Below are 22,733 nucleotides of genomic sequence, written 5' to 3' on the forward strand. Positions count from 1 at the left end.
TCAGATCCGGACCAGCGTCTTGCCGGTCGTACGTCCCGCCATCATGTCGGCGATCGCCCGCGGCGCCTGGGCGAGACCGTCGTAGACGCTCTCGCGGTAGTGCAGCCGGCCCTCGGCGAGCCAGCCACCGACCCGCTGCTGCATCTCGTCGAGCAGCCGCACGTGCGCGCTCCCCCGGAAGCCGCGGAGGGTCAGGTTCTTGGAGGTGGCGAGGAAGAGGTTGTCCGGACCGGCGGCTGCCCCTTCGTACTCCGAGATCGAGCCGCACAGGGCGATCCGGCCACGGTTGTTCATCGCCGCGAGGGCGGCCTCGAGGTGGCTGCCGCCGACGTTGTCGAAGCAGAGGTCGAGCCCCTCGGGCGCGGCATCGCGCAGCGACTCCACCAGCGGGCGGTCGCGCCAGCCGAAGGCGGCGTCCACGCCGATCTCGTCACGCAGCCAGGCGACCTTCTCCGCGGTGCCCGCGCTCGCGACGACCCGCAGGCCGGACAGCTTCGCGATCTGGCAGACCAGGCTCCCGACCGCCCCAGCGGCCGCCGACACCCAGATCGTCGAGGTGTCCTCGCCGGCATCGAGCGCGTCGATCACGTGCAGGCCGGCGTACGCCGTCAGGCCCATCGGGCCGAGGGGACCGAGGTAGGTCTGGGGCGAGAGCTGCTCGACGTCGAGGACCCGCAGGTCGGCGACCCCGTTCATCGCGACCTCGCCGGGATCGACGACCGCGTGGCTGCGCCAGCCGTAGGAGTGCCACACCGTCGCACCGACCGGGAAGCCCTCCGCACGGGACTCCTCGACGACTCCGACCGTGAAGATCCCGTCCATCGGCTCGCCCAGCGGGAAGGCCGGGAAGTAGCCCTCGGGTGCGTCGGCACGCAGCCGGAGCCGCATCCCCGGATCGACCGAGGTCCAGGTGTTGCGGACCAGCACCTGACCGGCCTCCGGATCGGGCAGGTCGACGCTCACGAGCTCGAAGTGCTCCGGACGCACATCACCGTCCGGGAGCGTGACCACGTGCACCTGAGTGCTCTTCACAGAACCTCCTCGATGGTTCGGCCGCCTGGACACGGCGCCTGAACCAAACTAACTTCAGTTCCGTGAACACCGCAATGGCTGCCTGGCAATGGACCGGGACCGGACGCCCTCTCACGCTCAACCAGGTGCCGGTCCCCACCCCCGCGGCCGACGAGGTCCTCATCCGGGTGCGCGCGGCCGGCATGTGCCACTCCGACGTGGGCGAGCTGGACGAGCCGTCGTGGGCGGCCACCATCACCCGCAACCCGATCACCCTCGGCCACGAGATCGCGGGCGAGATCGCGCAGGTCGGCGCGGCCGTCACGCAGTGGCAGGTCGGGGACCGGGTCGGCGTGCACCCTCTCGGCGAGACCGTCCCGGGCTACAGCCGCGACGGCGGGTACGCCGCCTACACCCTCGCTCCTGCCACCGACCTGGTCGCCATGCCCGACGGTCTTCGGTTCGACCTGGCCGCCGCCGGCACGGACGCAGGCATGACCTCCCACCACGCGGTCGCCGAGGTCGCCCGGGTCGGCGCCGGCGACCGCGTCGGCATCATCGGGCTCGGCGGCCTCGGTCAGTTCGGTGCCCGCATCGCCGCCCTGCTCGGCGCCGAGGTGTACGCCGCCGACACCAGCCCCGCCGCCGTGGCTCTCGGCGAGCAGCTCGGCCTCGCCGCCGTGCACCCGCGGGCGGAGGACCTGATCGGACTCGGCCTCGACGCGGTGATCGACTTCGCCGGCTTCGGCTCCACCACCTCGGCGGCGGTCGGCGCGATCCGCAAGGGCGGCACCATCGTCATGGTCGGCCTGGGCGCGGTCGAGACGACCCTGGTCACCGCCGACGTCATCCACCAGCGCGCCCACATCCACGGCTCCTCCGGCGGCACCCGCGAGGACATCGCCACGGTGTACGACTACCTCGCCCGTGGCGAGATCACCCCGACCGTCGAGCACCTCGACCACGACCGGGTCCCGGAGGGCATCGAGCGCCTCCGGGCCGGCCGGGTCACGGGCCGGCTCGTGGTCACCACCGACTGACCCCAGGTCACGCTGCCCGAGGCCGGGCCGAGGTCGCTGCACGCGCAGCGACCTCGGCCGCCTCAGGATGCCGCGACCAGCGGCCTGGCCGCAGCCTCGCCCCCGGCTGCCGCGTCCAACGGATAGACCTGCATGGTCTCGGGGCGCAGCCCGATGACCACCTTCGTACCCTCCTCAGCGCCACGCAGCCACGACCCGTGCAGCGCACTGCTCGCCCGGAGCCGGAACTCCTCCTGCCCTGCGGCAACGGTGACGTCGTACGTGCGTCCTCCGAACTCGGAGGCGAGCAGCTCGGCCTCGAGAGCGACGACGCCGGACGGCACCGACGCCACGTCGCGGTAGAGCTCGAGGTCGTCGGGCCACAGCCGGGCGACCACCGCGTCCGAGTCGGGCAGATCCCGCTCGAGCGTGATGTCGACACCCGCGTTCGTACGCCATCCCGCGGTCGTGCGGTGCAGCTCGAGCCGGTTGGACATGCCGATGAACTCGGCGACGTAGTCGGTCGCCGGGTCGGCGAAGACCCGCTGCGGCGTGTCGACCTGCTCCATCCTGCCGGCGCGCATGATGGCCAGCCGGTCACCGAGCGCGAACGCCTCGGACTGGTCGTGGGTCACGAAGACCGCCCCGAAGCCGAGGCTCTCGTGCAACCGGTGGATCTCGGTACGCACCGTGTCCCGCAGCCGCGCGTCGAGGTTGCTCAGCGGCTCGTCGAAGAGCACCAGGTCCGGACGCGAGACCAGGCCCCGGGCGACGGCGATGCGCTGCTGCTGCCCACCGCTGAGCTGGCTCGGGTAGCGATCGAGCAGGTGCTCGCAGTGCACCATCGCGGCTGCTTCCTCGACCCGCCCGCCGGCCAGCGCCTCGCGCATCTTGCGCACCTTCAGCGGGTAGGCGATGTTCTTGCGCACGGTCATGTTCGGCCACAGCGCGTACGACTGGAACACCATGCCGACGTCCCGCTTGTGCGCCGGCACGTTCACCCGCTGGCCGGAGTCGAAGACGTGACGCCCCTTGAAGTCGATGACACCGGACTCCGGGGTCTCCAGGCCGGCCAGACAGCGCAGGGTGGTCGTCTTGCCGCAGCCGCTCGGGCCCAGCAGGACCAGGAACTCGCCTTCCTCCATCTCGAGGTCGAGGTGGTCGACGACGACGTTCGATCCGTACGACTTGGTGAGTCCTTCGACTCGGAACTTGGCGGACATCGGCCATTCCTCCATGGACTTGCTTGATGGGATTACGACGGGGCGTACGACACGGGCGGCGGACGCCCGGGCCGCTCCCTCAGAGGTTGTCGAGCACGTTTCGGCCACCGACCAGCATCGCGATGGCGACACCGGCTCCGGTGACGGCGGACATCAGGATCGCCATCGCCCCGACCAGCGGGTACGAGCCGTTGGTCCACTGGTCGTAGAGGAGCGTGCCCATCACCTGGGTCGTCGCCGAGCGCACCATGATCGAGGCGGCGAACTCGTGGGTGAGCAGGATGAACATCAGGGCGACGGAGCTCAGCACGGCCGGCTTGAGCATGGGAAGCGTGACGGTGAGTGCGGTACGCACCGGGCCGGCGCCGCTCACCGCCGACGCCTCTTGATAGGTGTTGCCCATCGACACCAGCGCCGTGAGCTGCATCCGGGTCGCGAACGGGATCATCAGGACGACGTAGACGAGCACGATGATCGCCTTGGTGCCGTAGAGGATGAACGGCGGCTGGGTGTACGTCAGCAGGAAGCCGACGCCGAAGATCACGGCCGGTATCCCGAGCGGCAGCGCGGTGATCAGGTCACCGAGGAGGCGGACGAGCGGCAGGTCCCGCCGCCGCACCATCAGCTGGGCGACGCCGAGCCCGATCGGCACGCAGATCGCGACCGCGATCAGCGAGGTGACCACGCTCGTCACCACCGACTCGACGATGCCCGGGGTCTCGACCAGCGCGCGGTAGTTGTCCAGCGTGAACAGGCCCCACGACAGGTTGGCCGACCAGAACGGCGAGAGCGACACCAGGATCACCCCGATCAACGGCAGCACGAGCGCGACCAGCCCGTACGCCGCGACGACGACAGCCGCCCAGGCGGACCGGCCGTGCGTCGGCGCGAAGGACTTGCCGCCGTGGGTGACGAACCGCGCCTGGTTGCCGAGCAGGTAGCGCTGGGCGAAGATCACCAGCAGCCCGAAGATCACCAGGGGCGATCCCGCGGCCGCTGCCGCGGCGAAGTTGGTCGGCGACTCGCTCGTGCGCCGATACATCTCCGTGGTGAGCACGTTCACGCCCTCGTTCTGCCCGAGCAGCAGTGGCCCGGTGAACTGGCCGAGCCCGAGCAGCAGCGCGACACCAGCGCCGTACACCAGCGACGGGCGCAGCAGCGGCAGCACGACCTTGAAGAAGACCCCGATCGTGGAGGACCCGCTGATCGCCGCGGCCTCCAGGTGCTCCGAGCCGATGTTCTGCATCCCGGCGCTCACGAAGAGGTAGACGAACGAGGTCAGCCCGAAGCCGGTGATGATGATGATCCAGGTCGTGCTGTAGATGTTGACCGGACCGCTCTCGAGGTCCTGCCACCACGGCAGGTGCCGCAGCATGGCGTTGAGGTAGCCGGGGCCCGGCGAGAGCAGGAACGCCCAGCCGGCCACGTTGGCCACCGACGGCATCACGATCGGCAGCAGCGGGACGACCCGCAGGAAGCCGAGTCGCCGCGGGAGCCGGCTCGTCGCGAAGGCGAGGACGGTGCCGAGCACCATCGCGATGGCCAGCGAGACCACCGCGAGCAGGATGGTCGTACGGAGCGTCTCCCCGATGTCGTCGCGCCCGAACTGGGCCCGGTAGCCGCTCGCGCCGTCGGCGAACGCGAGCGACTGGAGCCGATAGAGCGGCACCACGACGAGATACCCGAGGATGAGGATCAAGGGCGCGTACGTCAGGCGCGCGCGCCAGGTGGCGGCGTCGCCGCGCAGACGAGGCAGTGTGCTGCTGACGATCGTGGTCATGAGGTCTTCCTCGAGGTCGGGGTCGGCGAAGGGGCGGTGATCAGCCCTGGAAGAGCGATTCCCACTGCTTCTGGTACTCGTTGACCGAGTCCTGGTCGAGCGTCTTCGGGTCGGGCAGCTCGATGTCCTGCGCCAGCAGGTCCGAGCCGGGGACGCCGGTCCCCTCGACGTCGGGCAGCACGGCCACGTAGTTGTGCGAGATGGCGGCCTGCCCCTCGGGCGTCACCATGAAGTCGGCGAGCACCTGGGCGGCGTTGGCGTGCGGCGCCGAGGCGAGCACCTGGCTGTACCACGGGACCCCGAACGGGTCCTTGGGGACCACGAAGTCGACCGGTGCGCCGCTCGCCTTCGTGTCGAGCATCGTCGTGGCCGCCATCGGGGAGCCCCAGATCTCACCGGAGGCGATCGCCTGGTCGATGGCCACGGCGCTCGGGTAGATGCGCGGCTTCTGCGCGGCGAGCTTCTCCACGAACCCACCGCCCCAGTCGGCGTCGATCCGGCGGTACATGTCCACGTACGTCGGGATGCCGGCCGGGTTGGTGATGCCCAGCTTCCCGCCCTTCGTGTCGGCGGCCAGGACGTCCTCGTAGGTGTGCAGGCCCTTCGGCAGCTTGCTGGTGTTCCACCCGTAGCCGAAGACGGTCGCGCTGGAGAGGAACCACTTGCCGTCCTTGATGCTCTCGGAGCGCTTGTAGTCGGCGTTGTCGAAGCTCGGGCCGACGACCTCGACGTTCCAGTTCTCCTTCGTGGCACGGTCCATGAAGCCCGCGTCGGTCGCCATCTGGACATCCGCGGTGCCCTGGCCGGTCTGGATCTCGGTCTCGACCTTGGGGACGATGTCGGCGTCGGTGCCGCGTACGTAGTTCAGCTTGATCCCGTACTTCGCCTCGAACGCCTTCTTCAGCAGCTCGAGGTTGTCGGGGGCATGCGTGGAGTAGAGGGTGACCGAGCCCTCGTCCTTGGCCGCCGCGACGATCTCGTCCCAGCTACCTGCGAGCTCGGTCTCGGTGGCAGCGCCACCGCAGGCCGTCAGGGTCGTCGCGAGCGCCACCGTGGCGGCGGCCAGCGCGAACAGTCGTCGTCTGATCATCTCTTCTCCCTTATGGCACAGCATCTTCTGGTTACTAAAGTGAAGTTGGTTCAGGTAGACTGTATGGCGCAGGTCACACGATGGCAAGGAAAAGTCTCATTGAATTCACTTGAGGATTCGCGGGACCGAGAGGACGAGGTGAAGGATGAAGCGGTACGCAGATCGGCGAGTGCTGGTGACCGGAGCGGGCGGCGGGCTGGGCAGTGAGATCTGCGCCCGGCTCAGCGCCGAGGGCGCGCGGGTCGCCGCAGCCGACCTGGCCGGGACCGATCTCGGTCCCCTCCTCGACTCCCTCACCGGCACCGGCCACCTCAGCCTCGAGCTGGATGTCGCTGACGAGGAGCAGTGGCGCGACGCCGCCTCGCAGCTCGAGGCCGCCTGGGGCGGACTCGACGTGCTGATCAACAACGCCGCGATCGGCAGCATCGCGACCGTCGAGGACGAGGAGCGCGACACCTGGGACCGGGTGGTCGCGGTCGACCAGACCGGGGTCTGGCTGGGGATGAAGCATGTCGGACCGCTGCTGGAGCGCAGCGGCGGCGGATCGATCGTCAACGTCGCCTCGATCCTGGGCAGCACCGGCGGCCTCGGCAACAGCATCGCCTACCACGCGGCGAAGGGAGCGGTGCGCACGATGACGAAGAACGCCGCCCTGCACTGGGCCACCCGGGGCGTACGCGTCAACTCGCTGCATCCGGGATTCATCGAGACCCCTCAGCTGATCGAGCGGTTCGGCGGCTCACCGCGCCACCAGGCGATGCTCGCCAACACTCCGATGGGCCGCCTCGGCACCCCGGCCGAGATCGCCGGCGCCGTCGCCTTCCTCGGCAGCGACGACGCCGGCTACATGACCGGCAGCGAGGTGTACGCCGACGGCGGCTGGACCGCTCGCTGACGACGCCTACCGGCTCAGAGCTCGGCGCCGAGCCGGTAGCCCTCCGCGATCGCGTGCGAGACCCGCCGCGGCGTGAGGCAGTCGCCGATCACGCTCACCTTATCGCCGGCGACCACACCCGGCAGCAGCACAGGGACCCGCGGCCGGTGCCAGACGGTGAGCACCGGCCCGAGATCCACCGGCTCACCACCGAAGACCGGCGCCAGCTGGAGCGACGCCGCCGGGTCCTCGGGTACGACGACCGTGCTCGCGACCCGCAGGTCGACCCCGGCGGCGCCGAGCCGGGTGAGCAGCGGACCAGCGCTCTCGGCCGGCACCCGGGAGGCGAGCGCTCCGAGGGCGGTCGCGAAGGTGACCTGCCAGCCCGCTCGCACCAGCGCTTCGGCCGCGCTGTACGCAGGCCAGAACCCGTCTCCTTCGTCGTAGACGAGCGCACGCCGGTCGCCGTCGTGCTCCAGCTCACCGGTGATCACGTCGTCGACGGTCGCGAACGGCCGGCCGGCCAGCTCCGCGGGCGGATCCGCCGGTCGCGATCCGGTCGCGACCACGACGTGATCGGCCATCCCGAGGATCTCCTGGAGGTCGTCGGCATCGATGCCGGCGGCGAGGTTCACGTCGACGCCGAGCCTCTTGAGCTCCCGCTCCTGGTAGTCGACGACGTCGATGAAGGTCGCCCGGTGCGGAGATGCGGCGGCCACCCGCGCCGTACCGCCGAACTGCGGCGACTGCTCGAAGAGGGTGACCCGGTGGCCGCGGCCGGCCGCGACCCGGGCCGTCTCCAGACCCGCCGGCCCTCCCCCGACGACGTAGATCTCCTTCGGGGCATCGACACGGACACCGACGTTGCGATGCCGCCCGCGGCCGATCTCGGCGTTGACCGCGCAGTGCAGGTGCGGATCGAAGGCGCGACAGTCCTGGTTGATGCCGAGGCAGCCGCGCACCTCGCTCACCCGGCCGGACTCGGACTTGGCCGGAAGATCGGGGTCGGCGATCAGGGCGCGGGCCATCCCGACCAGATCGGCACGCCCCGTCTTCACGATGTGGTCGGCGGTCGCCGCGTCCCGGATGCGCTGCCCGACGAGGGTCGGCAGACCGGTGGCCGCCTTCACGCGCGCCGCCGACGGCACCGCGATGGCGTCCGGGTTCGTCGAGTCCTTGACGTACTTGCCGCGAGTGCCGTGCGTGATGCTGAAGTAGTCGACTCCGGAGCCGGCCAGATCCTCGGCGATGCGTACGCAGTCGTCGATGTCCATCCCGCCGGGGATCTCCTCCTCGCCCGAGAGACGTACGCCGAGGACGAAGCCCTCGGGGATGACCGACCGCATCGCCTCGATGACGAGGTGCAGGAACCGCATCCGGTTCTCGAAGGAGCCGCCGAAGGCGTCCTCGCGCCGGTTGGTCAGCGGCGACATGAACTGCGCGGGCAGATACCCGTGAGCGGCGTGGATCTCGACCCCGTCGGCTCCGGCCTCGACCAGGTTCTGCGTCGACACCCGCCACCCTTCGACGATGTCGTGGATCTCGGCGACGGTGAGCTCATGAGGCGGATAGGCATCGCGGACCGTCTTGATCGGCGACGGCGCGACCGGCGGCGAGTCGGACTCGCCGCCGATGAACTCGCGTCCCAGATGACACAGCTGCCCGATGAACCTGGCGCCGTGGCGGTGGATGACGTCGGCCTTGGCCGCCGCGGCCGGGACGAACTCGTCGAGATAGGCCTCGACCAGCTTGCGCGAACGCAGCGTGGTCGTCGGATGGACGACCGTGGCGCCACCGATGATCATGCCGACGCCGCCGGCGGCGAGACGCTCGAAGTGCTCGGTGTCGCCATGGGTCGGCACGCCGTCGACGGCCATGCTCGTTCCGGCCGGGAGTGCGACCAGCCGGTTCTTCACCGACATCGAGCCGATGGTGAAGGGCGAGAAGAGGTGTGGGAAGTCGGTGCCCATGGGGGTCCTTTCAGCGGCGGTTCCGGGGTGGTTCTTCAGACGGTGAAGCGGCCGCCGTTGCTGAGCAGCACCGCCCCGACGACGTTCTTGGCGCCCGGAGAGGCGAGGTAGCAGATGTTGTCGGCGAGGTCGTCGGCCGAGGCGTACCCGATGGCACCGCTCGCCTCCATCGCCTTGCGGACAGCACCCGGCGTGCGCCCGGCCATCGGGGTGTCGACCGGGCCGGGGGCGACCGTGTTCACCCGGATCCCGTACGGGATGACCTCCTTGGCGACCGACTGCGACAAGGCGTGCAGGCCCGCCTTTGAGGCCGCGTAGTGTGGGTAGCCGACGAGCGTGTCGTACGCGGCCGAGGAGCCGACGGTCACGATCGCTCCCCCGCCACGCGGACGCATCGCCCGTACGGCCGCGCGGAGCACGTGGAAGGTGCCGTCGAGGTTGATCGACATGACCCGGCGCCAGCCGTCGTCGTCGAGATCGCTCAGCACGTCGACGGGCTCGCCCGACTCCTGGGCCGCGAGGATCCGCGCCTTGGCGGCGGGGTCGTCCACGCCGGCGGTGTGGACGACGACATCCAGCCGGTCGTCCGCCCCGGTGACGGCGGCGACGAGGTCGTCGACCGACTGCGGGTCGGCGACATCGACCAGATGAGCGCGGCCGCCCACGGACTCCGCGACCGCGGTGGCGTTGGCTCCGTCGATGTCAGCGATGTGCACCCGAGCACAGCCTTCCGCGGCGAGCCGCCTCGCCACCGCGGCACCGATGCCGGAGCCACCTCCGGTCACCAGGGCGACCTGCCCGTCGAATCGCGCGGCCTGCTGCCCGCTCATGCGCTCTCCTCAAACTGAAGTCGGTTGGATATGTAACCTCTATCACATCAATCCCCTGGACAACCCATAGTCCCTGAACTAAGTTCAAGTCATGTCCATCGAGACCTCTCCCACGCTGGTCCGCTACTACGCCGCCGTCGACGCGAGCGACTTCGATGCCGGCATGGCACTCGTGACACCCGACGTGGAGTTCGCGATCCTGCTGCCCAACCGCGCCGTCCGTGGGATCGGCCGTACGGACCTCGTCGCCTACCTGTCGGGCCGTGGCGATGTCGTACGCCGCCACGTACCGCAGCGCTCCTCGGTCGCCGGCAACGTGGAGTTCGTCTATGGCGCCGTCGTCGAGGACGAGGCGACCGTGACCGGCCACTTCCTCGCCGCGGCCCGGCTGGGCGACGACGGCCTGATCGCCGCGTACCAGGTCGCCTTCGACCCCGAGCTCGGCCTCCTGCCCGACTGATCCCGATCCACGAAGGAGACATCCCGCATGTCACAGACGATGAGTTCCAGCTCGACCCCGCTGCTGCACGACTGGTTCGAGATCATGGATTCGACCACCCCCGAGCGGGTCCTCGACATGATCACCGACGACTTCCAGCTCTCGATCCTCTTCTCCAAGGGCGCCGACCAGGCCGCGGAGTTCCAGGGCGACCGAGCCGGACTGGTCGCCTACCTGGCGCAGCGCGAGGTCAGCGTGCTCACCCACCATCTGCTGGCGGGCTCGCGGGTGGACGACTCCGAGCTGGCCCTCGGCGAGACGCGACGCGACGGCGCCTTCGAGGCGTCCTTCAACGCGAGCGCCCAGCTCGACCCGGCCAGCGGCCGCGTACGGCGGTTGCTGATCTGCCGTACCCCGCAGGTGCGGTTCACCGACTGAAGCGGTCGATCCCGTCCTCCTGGCCGACCGCGACATCGGCACGGTCGGCCAGGACGTCGAGGTGGGCGGCCGTCTCGCAGATCGCGATCATCCGGTTGAAGGCGTCGAGATCGGCGTACGGCACCTCGCGCCGGGTCCACGGAAGCCGCTCGGCGACCTCGGCCGCCGTCATCGCCCACCGATGGGCGTCGAGGACGGCGGCCACCTGACCGAACCGGTGCTCGTGGTGCGCGAGCAGGGCGCGGACCCGGTCGTGGACGCTGTCGGTCGGATACCCGTGGGCGGGGATCAGCCGGGCGTCGGCCCGGTCCAGGAGCAGCGCGAGCGACTCCAGGTAGTGCTTGAGCGGCAGGTCCCACTCACCGAGCTCGAAGCCGATCGACGGCGTGATCGTAGGGAGCACGTGATCGCCCGAGAAGAGCAGCCCACGCTCCTCGTCGTGGAAGACCAGATGACCCTTGGTGTGGCCCGGTGTGTGCACGGCCTCCACCTGCCAGCCGGCGATCGCGAGCGGGCCGGCGTCGAGCCAGCCGTCGGGGTCTGCCCAGTCGGCGACGTCGTACGGCTCGAGCTCGGTCTCCTTCTCGATCACCCGGCCGAGATCGTCAGCGCCCGATCGGCGGAGCTCGCGCAGCGAGCTGAGCGGGACGTTGTTGCCCAGCTCCTGGATCGCGACCAGACCGGGGCGTTCGAGCCGGCCGAGGTGGACGCGAGGGCCGTACCTCTCCCGTAGCCGTACGGCGAAGGTGTAGTGGTCGCGATGGATGTGGGTGACCAGTACGTCGCTGACCTCCCGCGGCGAGCGCCCGATCGCCCTCAGCGCCGACTCGAGCTCGTCCACCGCGGACGGCACCGCCCAGCCGCCGTCGACGAGGAGCAGCCCCTCGGCGGTCTCGACGGCGTACACGTTGACGGCACGCAGGCCGTCGTTGGGCATGGTCAGCGGGATCCGGTGGATGCCGTCGACGACCTGGTAGCAGCCGGGTGTGCCCCACCAGGCCTCGGAGGCGGGCATCAGCCGACCATCATCCGTTCCTCGCCCATGACGGCGATCCGGTGGCCACGCATGCGGCCCACGTGCTTGATCGCGGCGGCCCACTCCTCGCTCGCGAGCGCCCGGTCGAGGGCCTCCTTGCTGTCGAAGCTCAGGATCGAGACACCGTCCCAGCCCTCCGACCGCTCCTCGAGGGCGACCTGGACGTCGGTGTGCAGCCATCGGCGCAGACCGGGAAGCGGGTACGTCACCTCGGCGTGCTCGCCACGCCACCACTCGATGAACTGCTCGTGCGACCAGTCCTCGGGACGAGAGGCCATCAAGATGAGGTTGTACATGTCACTCCTGATCTGAATTCTGTTTGGGTTCTGCGGACAGAGGTCCGCGCGGACCGGGAACCGGATGGGTCAGGGGCCGACGAGCCGGAGGACGGCGTCGGAGATGAAATCGCGGGTCTCCTCGAGCGTCGTCGGTCCGCCGGTGCGGTACCAACGCCAGACACTCACCACGAGAGCGAGCACCGCGCGACTGGTCTGCTCGGGGTCGCGGTCGGCGAAGTCGCCCGACCCGATGCCACGCTCGATCAGGCCGGTCCAGTTCTCCTCGACCTTGCGGACGAGCTCGCGGGCGTGCTGCCGCTCGGCCTCCTCGCGCTCGGACAGTCGCGGGGTCGCCAGCAGGTCCATGTGGCTCTGCAGGATGCGCATCTGCAGCACCTCCTGGGGCGTCACGTCGAACGCCGCCCGGACCGCGGCACGCAGCTGGTCAACGGGCGCGTCCTCGACGGAGACGACCCTCTCGAAGCGGCTGGCGCTGCGCTCGAGCTCGGTGCTCATGATCGTCAGCAGGCAGTGCACCTTCGACTCGAAGTAGTGGTAGAGCGCTGTCTGCCCGATGCCGACCTTGTCGGCGACGGAGGCCCACTTGGTGAGCTCGAACCCGTGGTCACCGAAGCTCTCGACTGCAGCGCTGAGGATCAGCCCGCGCTTCGAACGGGGGCTCTCTGTCACGGTCGCCTGACGCGCCATGGCGAACCTTTCTCCTGGGATTCTCTTCGAGAATAGCCGACTTGAGGTCAATTCAGTGGGGCATCGACCGTACCAGTTCGGCGGCCAATCGCGTCGCATCCTTGCGCGCGAGCTTCCCCACGCGGTTCTGCGGCAGGTCCTCGACCACGAAGACGAACTCCGGCCACTGATGCTTCGGCGTGCCCCGTGACTCCAGGTGAGCGCGCACCGCCCCGAGGTCCAGGGACGGGTTCGGCGTGACGACCAGTGCGGCCGCACGCTCCCCGAGCACCGGGTCCGGCACCGGGACGACGCAGACCTGGACCACGTCGGGTACCGAGGCCACGACCGCTTCGACCTCGTTGATGTCGATGTTGCGGCCGCCACGGATGATGATCTGCTTCTCGCGGCCGACGATGTTGATCGTGCCGTCCTCGTTGACGCGGGCGAGGTCCCCGGTGAAGAAGAACCCGTCCTCGGTGAGCTCCGGCGGCACCGGAGCCCCGTCGCGGGCGTACCCGGTGAAGAGCGAGGGTCCCTTGACCTGGGCACGGCCCACCTCACCACCGGGAAGCGGCGCACCCTGGTCGTCGACGACGCGCACCTCGATGCCGGGGAACGGGCGACCGTCGCGGCCGAGGCGTACCTCGGCGGGGTCGGACGGGAGCGGGGTGGTGTGTCCGAGGCACTCCGACATCCCGAACACACGCAGGAACCTGGTGCCGAGCAGATCCTCGGCACGACCGAGCGCGCCGGCATCCATCGGACCACCGCCGACGGTCATCGCCGCCAGCGAGGAGAGGCCGCCGGCCGCACCGTCGACCATGGCGAACTGGAGCGCCATCGTGGGCACCAGCATCGTCCAGCGCACCTGCTCCTCGCGGATCAGGTCGAGCGCGTCCGCAGGGTTCCACTTGGGCAGGCAGACCATCGTGCCGCCGAGCATGGCGGGCAGGTAGAGACCGAAGCAGAGGGCCGCGACCGACGAGAGCGGTACGAAGGCACCGACCCGGTCGCCGGCCTGCAGCCCGACGGCGTCGATCGTCGCCCGGCCGGCGAAACGCAGGGCTTCCTCGGACTGGACGACGCACTTCGGCCGGCCGGTCGAACCCGAGGTCATCGCGACCGCGACGCCACCGTTCCATCGATCGGTCCCCCGTGTCCGCCCGGGAACGGCGCGTACGGCCCAGCCGTCGAGGTCGGCGGCCTCCCCGTCGAAGCCCTTGCGGGCGACGTCCCAGGTCGCAACGCAGCCGTCGGAGGCGACGACCACGTCGGGGCGTACGTCCTCGAGTGCGAGGTCGAACTCGTCGGCGGTCGCGTGGCTGCTGAACACGGCGACGAAGCCGCCGAGGTGACCGGTGGCCAGAACGGTGACCAGGGTGCGCCACGAGTTGTCGGCCTGGACGAGGATCGTGGGGGCACCCTCCACCAGGCCCGCGATGGTCGCGGCGAGCGCCTCTGCCGCGTGCCACACCTCGGCGGTGGTGTGCTCGCCGTCGGCGTCGATCACCACCACGCGGTCTGGTTCCGTGGCCACTCGACCGGCGAACTCCTCGGCCAACATCCGCATCAGATCATCTCCTGGGGTGCACTTGATTCATGGTTTGCCACCTGGTCCCGAGTCATGTGCGCGAGGTCATTGTGGCGGGGATCACCACGGCGCGGCCACGGATCTCGCCGGATCGGAGCCGGTCGTAGGCCTCGATCGCGCCGGTGAGCGGGAACGTCTCGGTGTGGGCGTGCAGCCGTCCGGCACGGGCGAGCTCGACGACAGCCGCCAGATCGGGCTTGGGTCCCCAGAAGGGCGCCGAGACCGACCAGCCCTGCGGGAAGCCGAGATCCTTGCCGACCGGCAGGACACCACCGGCGCCGCCGACGACCCGGACCGAGCCGCCGGGGGCGAGGAGCGAGACCGCGGCGGCCATGGTCGACTCGGCTGCGACGAAGTCGAAGACCGCGTCGAACCGGGTGGTCGGCGTCGCGGCCGTGCGGGCCGCCGCTTCCAGGTCGGGCAGCGTCTCGTGGGCGCCGAGCTCGGAGGCCAGCTCGCGGGCCGCCTGCTTCGGGTCGACCACGACGATCCTGGCCGCCGTCTGCGCGAGGAGCTGGACCGCGAAGTGGCCGAGGCCGCCTGCTCCGATGACGAGCGCACGAGACTCCGCGTCGAGCTCGGGCAGGAAGGGCTTGAGAGCGTGGTACGCCGTGAGCGCCGCATCGGTGAGCGGAGCCGCCTGCACGGGGTCGAGGCCGTCGGCCGGCACCAGATACCGGGTCGACGGAACCACCATGAACTCCGCCAGGCCGCCGTCGTACCCGAGACCGTTGCCGATCGCGGGCGGTCGCTCGAGGCAGTAGTTCTCCCGGCCGGCGCGGCACCGGCGGCAGGTGCCGCAGCCCCAGACGCCGTGGACGACCACGGCGCGGCCGATCCAGCCCGGGTCGGCGTCGTCACCGACGGCGACGACGGTGCCGGCGACCTCGTGCCCGAGCGTGAACGGGAGCGAGAACGGCAGCCGGCCGGGCGGCGACTCCTCGACGTGCAGGTCGGAGTGGCAGATCCCGGCGGCGGTCACCTGGAGGAGCACCCCGTCGGGGCCGGGCTCGGGGATCGGGACCTCGCGCAGGCGGGCGCGCTCGCCCCAGGCCTCGAAACGTACGGCGAGCATCGTGTCGGTCATTTCGCGGTCCATCCGCCGTCGACGACGAGGACCTGCCCCGTGACGTACGAGGCGGCGTCCGAGGCCAGGAAGAGGACGGCTCCGTCGACCTCGCCGTCGCGGCCACTGCGGTTGAGCATGGTGCCACGGCGTACCCAGGTCGCTGACTTGTCGTTGGTGAACAGCCCATCGGTCATCTCGGTATCGAACCATCCCGGCACCACCGCGTTGACCCGGATCCCGCGACGACCCCACTGACCGGCGAGCTCGCGGGTCATCCCGATCACCGCGGCCTTGGACGCGGCGTACCCGGCTCCGCCGATGGGAGCCGTGGAGCCGAGGCCGACGACGGAGGAGATGTTGATGATCGAGGAGGGGTGCTCGGGAGGCAGCGACCTGACGACCTCGGCGGAGAGGGCGAAGCCGGCGACGACGTTGAGCTGGAGCAGGCTCTCGAACTCCGGCACCGTCTCCGCCAGCGCGTCGGGGCCACCGGCTCGGCCCGCGTTGTTGACCAGGAGGTCGATCGACCCGTGGGCGGACGCGGCGGCGACGAGGGCCCTGCGGTCCTCGTCGTCGGTGACGTCGCAACGGACCGGGACCACGTTCGCCACCTCGGCCGCGAGCTGCTCCAGACGCTCGACCCGGCGCGCGGCCGCGAACACCGTGGCACCGGCGGCCGCGAGCGACCGCGCGAAGCCCTCCCCCAGCCCGGACGAGGCGCCGCTCACGATGGCGACGCGACCGCTCAGGTCAAAGGCGTGTGGCAGGTCCATGGTGTCCTTCCAGGGAGATCTGATGAGGGGTGGGTCAGTAGACGGCGGTACGGCCGCCGTCGACGGCGATGAGGGCGCCGGTGGTGTAGCCCGAGCGGTCGCCGGCGAGATGGACGACCATGCTCGCGACCTCCTCGGGCCTGCCGAGCCGGCCGGCCGGGAGGTTGCGGGTGACGAGGTCGAGGAACTCCTCGTCCCAGCCGGCGGCCATGTCGGTCTCGAACGCGCCGGGCAGCACGCAGTTGACCCGCACCTGCGGGGCGTACTCCTGGGCGAAGGCCTGGGTGAGCGCGTTGAGGCCGTTCTTGGCGGCGGCGTACATCGCCTCGGCCGGGCTCGGACGTACGGCACCGATGCTGGAGATGTTGATGATGGAGCCCGCTCCGCGCTCGCGCATGTGGGCGCCGGCGACGGCCATCAGCCGGAACGGACCCTTGAGGTTGATCTCCATCGTCTTCTCCAGGAGCGCCTCGGTGACCTCGAGCAACGACGGCGCGAGCGGCGCGATCCCGGCGTTGTTGACCAGGATGTCGAGGTGCCCGAGGCGTTCGACCACCGTCGCGACGGCCGGCTCGATCTCGTCCCAGTGGCCGACGTGCAGCGGCAGGGCGAGCGTCTCGACGCCGTACGTCGCGGCGATCTTCTCGGCGACCTCGCGGCAGGCGTCCTCCTTGCGGCTCGACACGACGACCGCGGCACCCTCGGCCGCGAGCGCCTGCGCGATCGCGAGACCGAGGCCACGGGTCGCACCGGTCACCAGGGCGACCTTGCCGGCCAGCTCCCCGCTCATGCGCCGGCCTCGTGCTTCTTCAGCTCCAGGCGGGCCATGGTGCGCAGGTGCACCTCGTTGGGGCCGTCGGCGATCTGGAGGGCACGGGTGATGGCGTAGAGGCGGCCGAGGACGGTGTCGTCGCTGACCCCGGCGGCCCCGTGGACCTGTACGGCGCGGTCGACGACCCGGTGCGCGGTCTCCATCGCGGCGACCTTGATCGCCGCCACGTCGGAGCGGGCGGACTTGTTGCCCTGGGTGTCCATCAGCCAGGCGGCGCGGAAGGTGAGCAGCCGGATCTGGTCGATCTCCATCCGGCTCCGCGCGATCCACTCGCGGACGACCCCGCGCTCGGCCAGCGGCTCCTTGAAGGCGACCCGGGAGAGCGCCCGCCGGCACATCAGGTCGAGCGCCCGCTCGGCGAAGCCGATGGCCCGCATCGCGTAGTGCATCCGGCCCGGACCGAGCCGTCCCTGGGCGATCTTGAAGCCGTCGCCCTCCTCGCCGAGCATGTTGGCCGCCGGCACCCGTACGTCGGTGAACTGCACCTCGCCGTGGCCGAGCCGGTCGCGGTAGCCGAACATCGGCAGGTCGCGCAGCACCTCGATGCCGGGGGCGTCGGCCGGCACCAGGATCATGCTCTGCTGCCGGTACGTCGGGCCGTCCGGATCCGACTTGCCCATGAAGATCACGAGCTTGCAGTCCGGGTCGAGGATGCCGGAGGTGTACCACTTGCGGCCGTTGAGGACGTACTCGTCCCCGTCGCGGGTGATCGTCGAGGTGATGTTGGTGGCGTCCGAGCTGGCCACCTCCGGCTCGGTCATCGCGAAGGCGGACCGGATCTCACAGGCGAGCAGCGGGTCGAGCCACTGCCGCTGCTGCTCCGGGGTGGCGTACATCGCCAGGATCTCCATGTTGCCGGTGTCCGGGGCGGAGCAGTTGATCGCCTCGTTGCCGATGATGGAGCGGCCGACGATCTCGGCCAGCGGGGCGTACTCCAGGTTGGTGAGCCCGGCGCCACGGTCGCCGTGGGTCATGAACAGGTTCCAGAGCCCGCGGTCGCGAGCGATCTTCTGCAGGTCGCGCATGATCTGCGGCTGCTCGTGGGGGTTGTCGTTCTCGGCGATCTGCGCGTCGTAGACCGGCTCGGCCGGGTAGACGTGCTCGCTCATGAACCGTTCGAGCTCGACCTTGAGCTCCTCGGTCCGCGGCGAGAGTGCGAAGTCCATGGTGATCCTCCTGGCGCGGCTCAGCCGAGCCGCTCGAGTCCGCTGCTGATGAGCCGGACGATGGTGTCGGGCAGGCGCTCCTGGTCGGGGTCGTGGTGCCTGCCCTCGCGGTGCCGGCGCAGGTTGTGGCCCATGATCGCGGCCATCTTGAAGCGGCCCAGGGCGTTGAACCAGGCCATCGCCTCGGGGGCGCGGCCGCCTGCTGCGTACGCCTCGAGCAGTGCCTCCTCGCTGGGCAGGCCAGGCACCTCGCGACCGACGCCGGGGAAGTTCGAGCCGTCGGCGAAGACGAGGAACCAGCCGAGCTCGACGCGGGGGTCGCCGAGGCTCCAGATCTCCCAGTCGATGATCGCGGCGGGCTCGTTGCCGACGCAGATGATGTTGCCGAGCCGGTAGTCACCGTGGACGAGCGTGACGTCCAGGGCATCTGGTACGCGGCGGGCGAGCCGCTCCTCGAGGTCGGCGGCACCCGGGACGAGCTCGGCCGGGACGGCGCCCATGGTCTTGGACCAGCGGGCGAGCTCCTCCTGCGGGGTCAGCGGATCTCCGCCGGCGGGCAGGCTCGCGAGCGGGACCCGGTGGAGGCGCGGCAGGATCTCCGCGGCACGCAGCATCCGGGCGGCGGCGACCTCGGGGGCGATCGCTGGGTCGTCGAGGGTCGGCTCGATCGACTCGCCGTGGATGAAGTCGACGGCGAACCAGGCCGGCTCGGTCTCGTCGACGGCGCGCACCGGTGGCACCGGTACGTCGGTCTCGGCCAGCGCGCTCATGATCCGCGCCTGCTTGAGCATGTCGTGGCGGCCGATGGACCGCTGACCGCGAGGGACGGCCTTGACCACGAGGTCGCGGCCCTCCCCCACCGGAAGCCGATAGGTGAGGCCGGAGTGGCCACCGGGGAGGACGGCAAGCTCGCCGATCCCGGTCAGCCCCGTCCGGTCCCACAGGACGTCGACGATGCGTGGGCCGAGCTCGAGCTCGTAGGGCTGCTCGGTCATGGGCGTGGCTCCCGGGGCAGGCCGAGCACCCGCTCGGCGATGATGTTGTGCTGGATCTCGTCGGTGCCGCCCGCGATCCGGTAGCCGGGAGCGCCCAGGACGTGCTCGGCCCACGCCCAGGTGCCCCATCGCTCGGAGCTCGCGCTGAGCTCGGCACCGAGCAGGGCACGTACGACCTCCGAGGTGCGCGCCATGGTGTCGGTGGCGAGGAGCTTGCCGACCGACGCCTCGGGGCCCGGGTCCTGACCCGAGACCACGGCCGCGGCGACGCGCATCCCGGTGAGCCGTTGCACGTAGCTGCGGGTGATCAGGTCGGCGACCTGGTCGCGCTCCAGCGCGTCGAGCGGTCGACCGAGGTTGCGGGCGAGCTCGACGGCCTGGTCGGCGTTCTCCAGACCGAGGGACCCGGAGTCGAGCCGCTCGGAGGCGAGCACGGTGAGGGCGACCTTCCAGCCCTGGCCCTCGGAGCCGAGCCGCAGGGCGTCGTCGAGGACGACGCCGTCGAGGTAGACCTCGTTGAACGAGGTGCCGCCCGTCATCTGCCGGATCGGGCGTACGGTCACGCCCTCGGCATCCATCGGCACGATGAAGACCGTGAGACCGGCGTGCTTGGCGGCCGCGGCATCGGTCCGGGTGACCGCGACCCCGTAGTCCGCGACCCGGGCACCCGATGTCCAGACCTTGTGCCCGTCGAGCCGCCACCGGCCGTCGTCCAGGCGGGTCGCCCTGGTGCGTACCGCCGCGAGGTCGGAGCCCGCCTCGGTCTCGGAGAAGAGCTGACAGGCGATCAGATCCGTGCGCAGCATGGCGCGCACGTAGGTCGCCCGCTGCTCCTCGGTCCCCCACTGCGCGATGGTCGGCGCGATCAGCTGCTGGGTGACCGGGAACATCTCGGTGCGCCGAGGCACGTCGTACTCACCCTCGAGGCGCCGGAAGGCGAGCAGGTACGCGACCGGCAGGTCACGGCCTCCGTACTCCGCCGACCAGGTGATCGCGCCGAACCCGGCGTCGAACTTGGCCTGCTCGTACGCCCGGATGCGATCGGTCTCGGCACGCTCCTGCTCGGCGGTCCAGTTCTCGAAGACCGCGACGGAGTCCGAACCCTCGCCCCAGGCGTGGGTGGTGCGTACGTCGGCGACGGAGGCAAGCCAGGAGCGGCCCGCGGCCAGGAACTCCTCCAGCCCGATCATGCTCACACCCCCAGGACGGTGCACGCGCTGATGCCGGGTGCGCCGTAGACGTGGGTGAAGCCGAGCTTCGGGCTGCCGGGGACCTGCCGGTCACCGGCCTCGCCGCGCAGCTGGGTGACGATCTCGTGCACCTGCCGCAGACCGGAGGCACCGATCGGCTCCCCGTTGGCGATGCAGCCGCCGTCGGTGTTGACCGGCAGCTGACCGCCGATCTCGGTGGCGCCGGAGGCGATGAGGTCCTCCTGCTCGCCGTCCTTGCAGAAGCCGCACTCGGCCAGATGCATCACCTCGGCCCCGCTCTCGGTGTCTTGGAGCTGCGCGACATCGATCTGGTCGGGGCTGACCCCTGCCATGGCGAACGCTGCCGCCGCCGCGTCCGCGCTCGCGCTCGAGGGACGACCGTGCCCCTGGACGGCGGGGCTGAAGACCTCGAAGGAGCCGAACCGCCGGGTGCGGGCGGCCACCGACAGCAGCTGTACGGGCCGTAGGCCCGCCTTCCGAGCAGCGGCCTCGCTGGCGACGATGATCGCCGCACCGCCCTCGCCCGGCGAGCAGAACATGAGCCGGGTCAGCGGGTCGTTGACCATGTCGGCGGAGAGGATCTCCTCCTCGCTGATCGGGTCGCGCCGCCAGGCGTTCGGGTTGAGGGAGCCGTTGCGATAGGCCTTGGCGGCGACCCGGCCGAGCGTGGCGTCGGTGATCCCGTACTCCCGCATGTAGCGGGCGATCTTGATGCCGAAGAACTGCGTGGTGACCATCAGCCCGGCCTCGCCGTAGCCGGGGTCGAGACCCCAGTCCTCCGGGCGCGGGTCGAAGGCGCCCCGCGGGTGCTTGTCGAAGCCGACCGCGAGAGCCACCTCGGCCTGTCCCGAGCGGATCGCGTTGACGGCGGAGACCAGGGCGCTGCCGCCGGTGGCGCAGCCGTTCTTGACGTTGGTGAACGGGATCCCGGTGAGGCCGAGGTCGGCGACGAGGGTGTCGGCGAGGCCGGCACCGTCGCTGCCACCGAAGGCGACCTGGATGTCCGGCCACTCGAGCTGGGCGTCGGCGAGCGCGGCATGGATCGCCGCCACCGCCATCTCCCGACCCGTCACCCCGTTCTGGCGACCGAACTTCGAGAGTCCGGCGCCGATGATGGAGACGTTCGACATCAGCTCTCCTCCGTCGCGGAGCCGGCGCCGGTCGCGGCGAACCGCGGCACCGGCGTGGTGGCGACCAGCTCGACCGGCGCCTGCTCGTCGAGGTCGGCGAAGTCCGCGCAGTCCAGGACCGCCTCGACCTTCACTCCTTCGGGCAGCTCGACGTAGCCGACCGCGAAGGGCCGGAAGCCGTCGGCCGGGGGAACGTACGGCGGCGACTTCGGCGCAAACCGCTGGATGGTGAAGCCCCACACCATGCCACGCCGTCCGAGGTCCACCGGCTCCATCGCCACCGCACCACAGCGTTGGCAGCCCCGCGCCTCCGGGAAGGCCACGTTGCCGCAACCGGCACACCGGCTCCCCTTGAGGGCAGGGGTCTGCACGTCCGTCACTTCGCTCTCCTCACCAGGATGACTCGTCGGTCGGGTCAGCTGCGGATCAGCGGCCGACCCACTTGGGCTCGCGCTTGCCGAGGAAGGCCTCCACACCCTCCTTGGCGTCCTCCGACTGGAGGGCGTTGCCGACGGCAAGGTGCTCCATGACCATGAGCGAGCGGACGTCCGCGTCGAGGCCCTGGTTGATCGCCATCTTGGTCAGCCGCATCGCGAACGGGCTCTTGTCGATGATCGGCGCGACGAAGTCCTCGACGAGCTGGTCGAGCTGCTCGGCCGGGGCCGAGTCGTTGATCAGGTCGAAGTCCTTGGCCTCCTGGCCGGAGAGGAGCTTGCCCGTGAGCATGAGCTCCTTGGTCTTGCGCAGACCGATCATGCGGGGCAGGCGGTAGATCGGGCCGGCGCCGCCGAAGAGGGCGCGACGGATGTGGAAGTCGCCGATCTTGGCGTCGTCCGCGGAGACCGCGAAGTCGCAGGAGATCATCAGCTCGAAACCGCCGGCGGTGACGTACCCCTCGAGGACGGCGACGGACGGCGTGTTCATCTGGTAGAGCCGGTCGCAGACCTGGGCGGAGAGCACCGCGACCTCCATGGCCATGGTGTTGCCGACGTAGTTCTCCAGGAGCTCGTCGAGGTCGAAGCCGGAGCAGAAGGTGTTGCCGCGGCCGCGGAGCACCAGCACCTTCAGCTCGGGGTCCTCGTCGACCTCCTTGATGATCTCGTCCAGGCGGTGGAGCAGCTCGACGGTGACCGCGTTCTTCTTGTGCGGACGGTTGAGCCAGACGCGGGCGACGCCGCCGTCCTTCTCGAGAACGACGTGGTCGGTGTTGACAACCATGGCCGGTGCCTTTCGGTCGGTGGCAATATGAAGTGGATTCACTTCAGTATGGGACGTCCGTCACTCTCCG

At 70.4% G+C, this 22,733-nt stretch carries 23 protein-coding genes; 4 read left to right on the forward strand and 19 right to left on the reverse strand.

Features of this window, described 5'->3' with window-relative positions:
* A complete protein-coding gene (locus ACWZJV_RS01800; RefSeq protein ID WP_457180023.1) occupies positions 1-1,032 on the reverse strand; it encodes an NADP-dependent oxidoreductase in 1,032 nt (343 codons plus the stop codon).
* 62 nt (positions 1,033-1,094) lie between these two features.
* On the opposite strand from ACWZJV_RS01800, the gene ACWZJV_RS01805 reads away from it, so the two are divergent.
* A complete protein-coding gene (locus ACWZJV_RS01805) occupies positions 1,095-2,051 on the forward strand; it encodes a zinc-binding dehydrogenase (protein ID WP_457180024.1) in 957 nt (318 codons plus the stop codon).
* Between the two features lie 62 nt (positions 2,052-2,113).
* Here the strand turns inward: ACWZJV_RS01805 and ACWZJV_RS01810 are convergent, their stop codons facing one another.
* The 3 genes from ACWZJV_RS01810 to ACWZJV_RS01820 all read right to left on the reverse strand — a co-directional run bounded on the left by ACWZJV_RS01810 (position 2,114) and on the right by ACWZJV_RS01820 (position 6,123).
* Positions 2,114-3,253, reverse strand: a complete 1,140-nt coding sequence (locus ACWZJV_RS01810) for an ABC transporter ATP-binding protein (protein ID WP_457180025.1) — start codon at positions 3,251-3,253, stop codon at positions 2,114-2,116.
* 79 nt (positions 3,254-3,332) lie between these two features.
* Complete coding sequence (locus ACWZJV_RS01815) at positions 3,333-5,033, reverse strand: ABC transporter permease (protein ID WP_457180026.1); 1,701 nt, start codon at positions 5,031-5,033, stop codon at positions 3,333-3,335.
* Between the two features lie 40 nt (positions 5,034-5,073).
* Positions 5,074-6,123 (reverse strand): ABC transporter substrate-binding protein, encoded by a 1,050-nt coding sequence (locus ACWZJV_RS01820; protein WP_457180027.1) that lies wholly within the window; start codon positions 6,121-6,123, stop codon positions 5,074-5,076.
* Positions 6,124-6,268: 145 nt separating this feature from the next.
* On the opposite strand from ACWZJV_RS01820, the gene ACWZJV_RS01825 reads away from it, so the two are divergent.
* Positions 6,269-7,018, forward strand: a complete 750-nt coding sequence (locus tag ACWZJV_RS01825) for an SDR family NAD(P)-dependent oxidoreductase (RefSeq protein ID WP_457180028.1) — start codon at positions 6,269-6,271, stop codon at positions 7,016-7,018.
* A 14-nt stretch (positions 7,019-7,032) separates the two neighbouring features.
* Here the strand turns inward: ACWZJV_RS01825 and ACWZJV_RS01830 are convergent, their stop codons facing one another.
* Together ACWZJV_RS01830 and ACWZJV_RS01835 are read right to left on the reverse strand one after the other, a co-directional pair.
* On the reverse strand, positions 7,033-8,967 hold the full coding sequence (locus ACWZJV_RS01830) for an oxidoreductase (RefSeq protein WP_457180029.1): 1,935 nt from the start codon (positions 8,965-8,967) through the stop codon (positions 7,033-7,035).
* 35 nt (positions 8,968-9,002) lie between these two features.
* A complete protein-coding gene (locus ACWZJV_RS01835) occupies positions 9,003-9,797 on the reverse strand; it encodes an SDR family NAD(P)-dependent oxidoreductase (protein ID WP_457180030.1) in 795 nt (264 codons plus the stop codon).
* Between the two features lie 91 nt (positions 9,798-9,888).
* Between ACWZJV_RS01835 and ACWZJV_RS01840 the strand changes: the two genes are divergently transcribed.
* Both ACWZJV_RS01840 and ACWZJV_RS01845 read left to right on the forward strand, forming a co-directional pair.
* Positions 9,889-10,257: a nuclear transport factor 2 family protein gene (locus ACWZJV_RS01840; protein WP_008356690.1), complete on the forward strand. Its 369-nt coding sequence runs from the start codon at positions 9,889-9,891 to the stop codon at positions 10,255-10,257.
* A 27-nt stretch (positions 10,258-10,284) separates the two neighbouring features.
* On the forward strand, positions 10,285-10,674 hold the full coding sequence (locus ACWZJV_RS01845) for a hypothetical protein (protein WP_457180031.1): 390 nt from the start codon (positions 10,285-10,287) through the stop codon (positions 10,672-10,674).
* On the opposite strand, the gene ACWZJV_RS01850 is transcribed toward ACWZJV_RS01845, so the two are convergent.
* The 13 genes from ACWZJV_RS01850 to ACWZJV_RS01910 all read right to left on the reverse strand — a co-directional run bounded on the left by ACWZJV_RS01850 (position 10,664) and on the right by ACWZJV_RS01910 (position 22,663).
* Positions 10,664-11,689, reverse strand: a complete 1,026-nt coding sequence (locus ACWZJV_RS01850; protein WP_457180032.1) for an MBL fold metallo-hydrolase — start codon at positions 11,687-11,689, stop codon at positions 10,664-10,666. The genes ACWZJV_RS01845 and ACWZJV_RS01850 overlap by 11 nt on opposite strands.
* Complete coding sequence (locus ACWZJV_RS01855) at positions 11,689-12,006, reverse strand: EthD domain-containing protein (RefSeq protein WP_457180033.1); 318 nt, start codon at positions 12,004-12,006, stop codon at positions 11,689-11,691. The genes ACWZJV_RS01850 and ACWZJV_RS01855 overlap by 1 nt, the downstream gene beginning before the upstream one ends.
* A gap of 69 nt (positions 12,007-12,075) precedes the next feature.
* Complete coding sequence (locus ACWZJV_RS01860; RefSeq protein ID WP_008356698.1) at positions 12,076-12,696, reverse strand: TetR/AcrR family transcriptional regulator; 621 nt, start codon at positions 12,694-12,696, stop codon at positions 12,076-12,078.
* A gap of 52 nt (positions 12,697-12,748) precedes the next feature.
* Positions 12,749-14,248, reverse strand: coding sequence for a class I adenylate-forming enzyme family protein (locus ACWZJV_RS01865; protein WP_457180034.1), 1,500 nt, complete (start codon positions 14,246-14,248; stop codon positions 12,749-12,751).
* 52 nt (positions 14,249-14,300) lie between these two features.
* Positions 14,301-15,356, reverse strand: a complete 1,056-nt coding sequence (locus ACWZJV_RS01870; RefSeq protein WP_457180035.1) for an NAD(P)-dependent alcohol dehydrogenase — start codon at positions 15,354-15,356, stop codon at positions 14,301-14,303.
* The gene (locus ACWZJV_RS01875) at positions 15,353-16,111 is read right to left on the reverse strand and encodes an SDR family NAD(P)-dependent oxidoreductase (RefSeq protein WP_457180036.1); all 759 of its coding nucleotides are present in this window, start codon (positions 16,109-16,111) and stop codon (positions 15,353-15,355) included. The genes ACWZJV_RS01870 and ACWZJV_RS01875 overlap by 4 nt, the downstream gene beginning before the upstream one ends.
* Positions 16,112-16,145: 34 nt before the next feature.
* Positions 16,146-16,901, reverse strand: coding sequence for an SDR family NAD(P)-dependent oxidoreductase (locus ACWZJV_RS01880; protein WP_457180037.1), 756 nt, complete (start codon positions 16,899-16,901; stop codon positions 16,146-16,148).
* Positions 16,898-18,109, reverse strand: a complete 1,212-nt coding sequence (locus ACWZJV_RS01885) for an acyl-CoA dehydrogenase family protein (protein ID WP_008356707.1) — start codon at positions 18,107-18,109, stop codon at positions 16,898-16,900. Before ACWZJV_RS01885 ends, ACWZJV_RS01880 begins: the two co-directional genes overlap by 4 nt.
* A 20-nt stretch (positions 18,110-18,129) precedes the next feature.
* Positions 18,130-19,104 carry a phosphotransferase family protein gene (locus tag ACWZJV_RS01890; protein WP_457180038.1) on the reverse strand — a complete coding sequence of 325 codons (975 nt, stop codon included), beginning with the start codon at positions 19,102-19,104 and terminating at the stop codon, positions 18,130-18,132.
* Entirely contained in the window at positions 19,101-20,294 is a 1,194-nt protein-coding gene (locus ACWZJV_RS01895) for an acyl-CoA dehydrogenase family protein (RefSeq protein ID WP_457180039.1), read from the reverse strand. Before ACWZJV_RS01895 ends, ACWZJV_RS01890 begins: the two co-directional genes overlap by 4 nt.
* Positions 20,295-20,296: 2 nt before the next feature.
* Positions 20,297-21,445 carry a thiolase family protein gene (locus tag ACWZJV_RS01900; protein ID WP_457180040.1) on the reverse strand — a complete coding sequence of 383 codons (1,149 nt, stop codon included), beginning with the start codon at positions 21,443-21,445 and terminating at the stop codon, positions 20,297-20,299.
* Complete coding sequence (locus ACWZJV_RS01905) at positions 21,445-21,825, reverse strand: Zn-ribbon domain-containing OB-fold protein (protein ID WP_457180041.1); 381 nt, start codon at positions 21,823-21,825, stop codon at positions 21,445-21,447. The genes ACWZJV_RS01900 and ACWZJV_RS01905 overlap by 1 nt, the downstream gene beginning before the upstream one ends.
* Before the next feature lie 46 nt (positions 21,826-21,871).
* On the reverse strand, positions 21,872-22,663 hold the full coding sequence (locus ACWZJV_RS01910; protein ID WP_008356713.1) for an enoyl-CoA hydratase/isomerase family protein: 792 nt from the start codon (positions 22,661-22,663) through the stop codon (positions 21,872-21,874).
* Positions 22,664-22,733 lie beyond the last annotated feature (70 nt).

The sequence above is a fragment of the Nocardioides sp. WG-D5 genome (assembly GCF_054031175.1).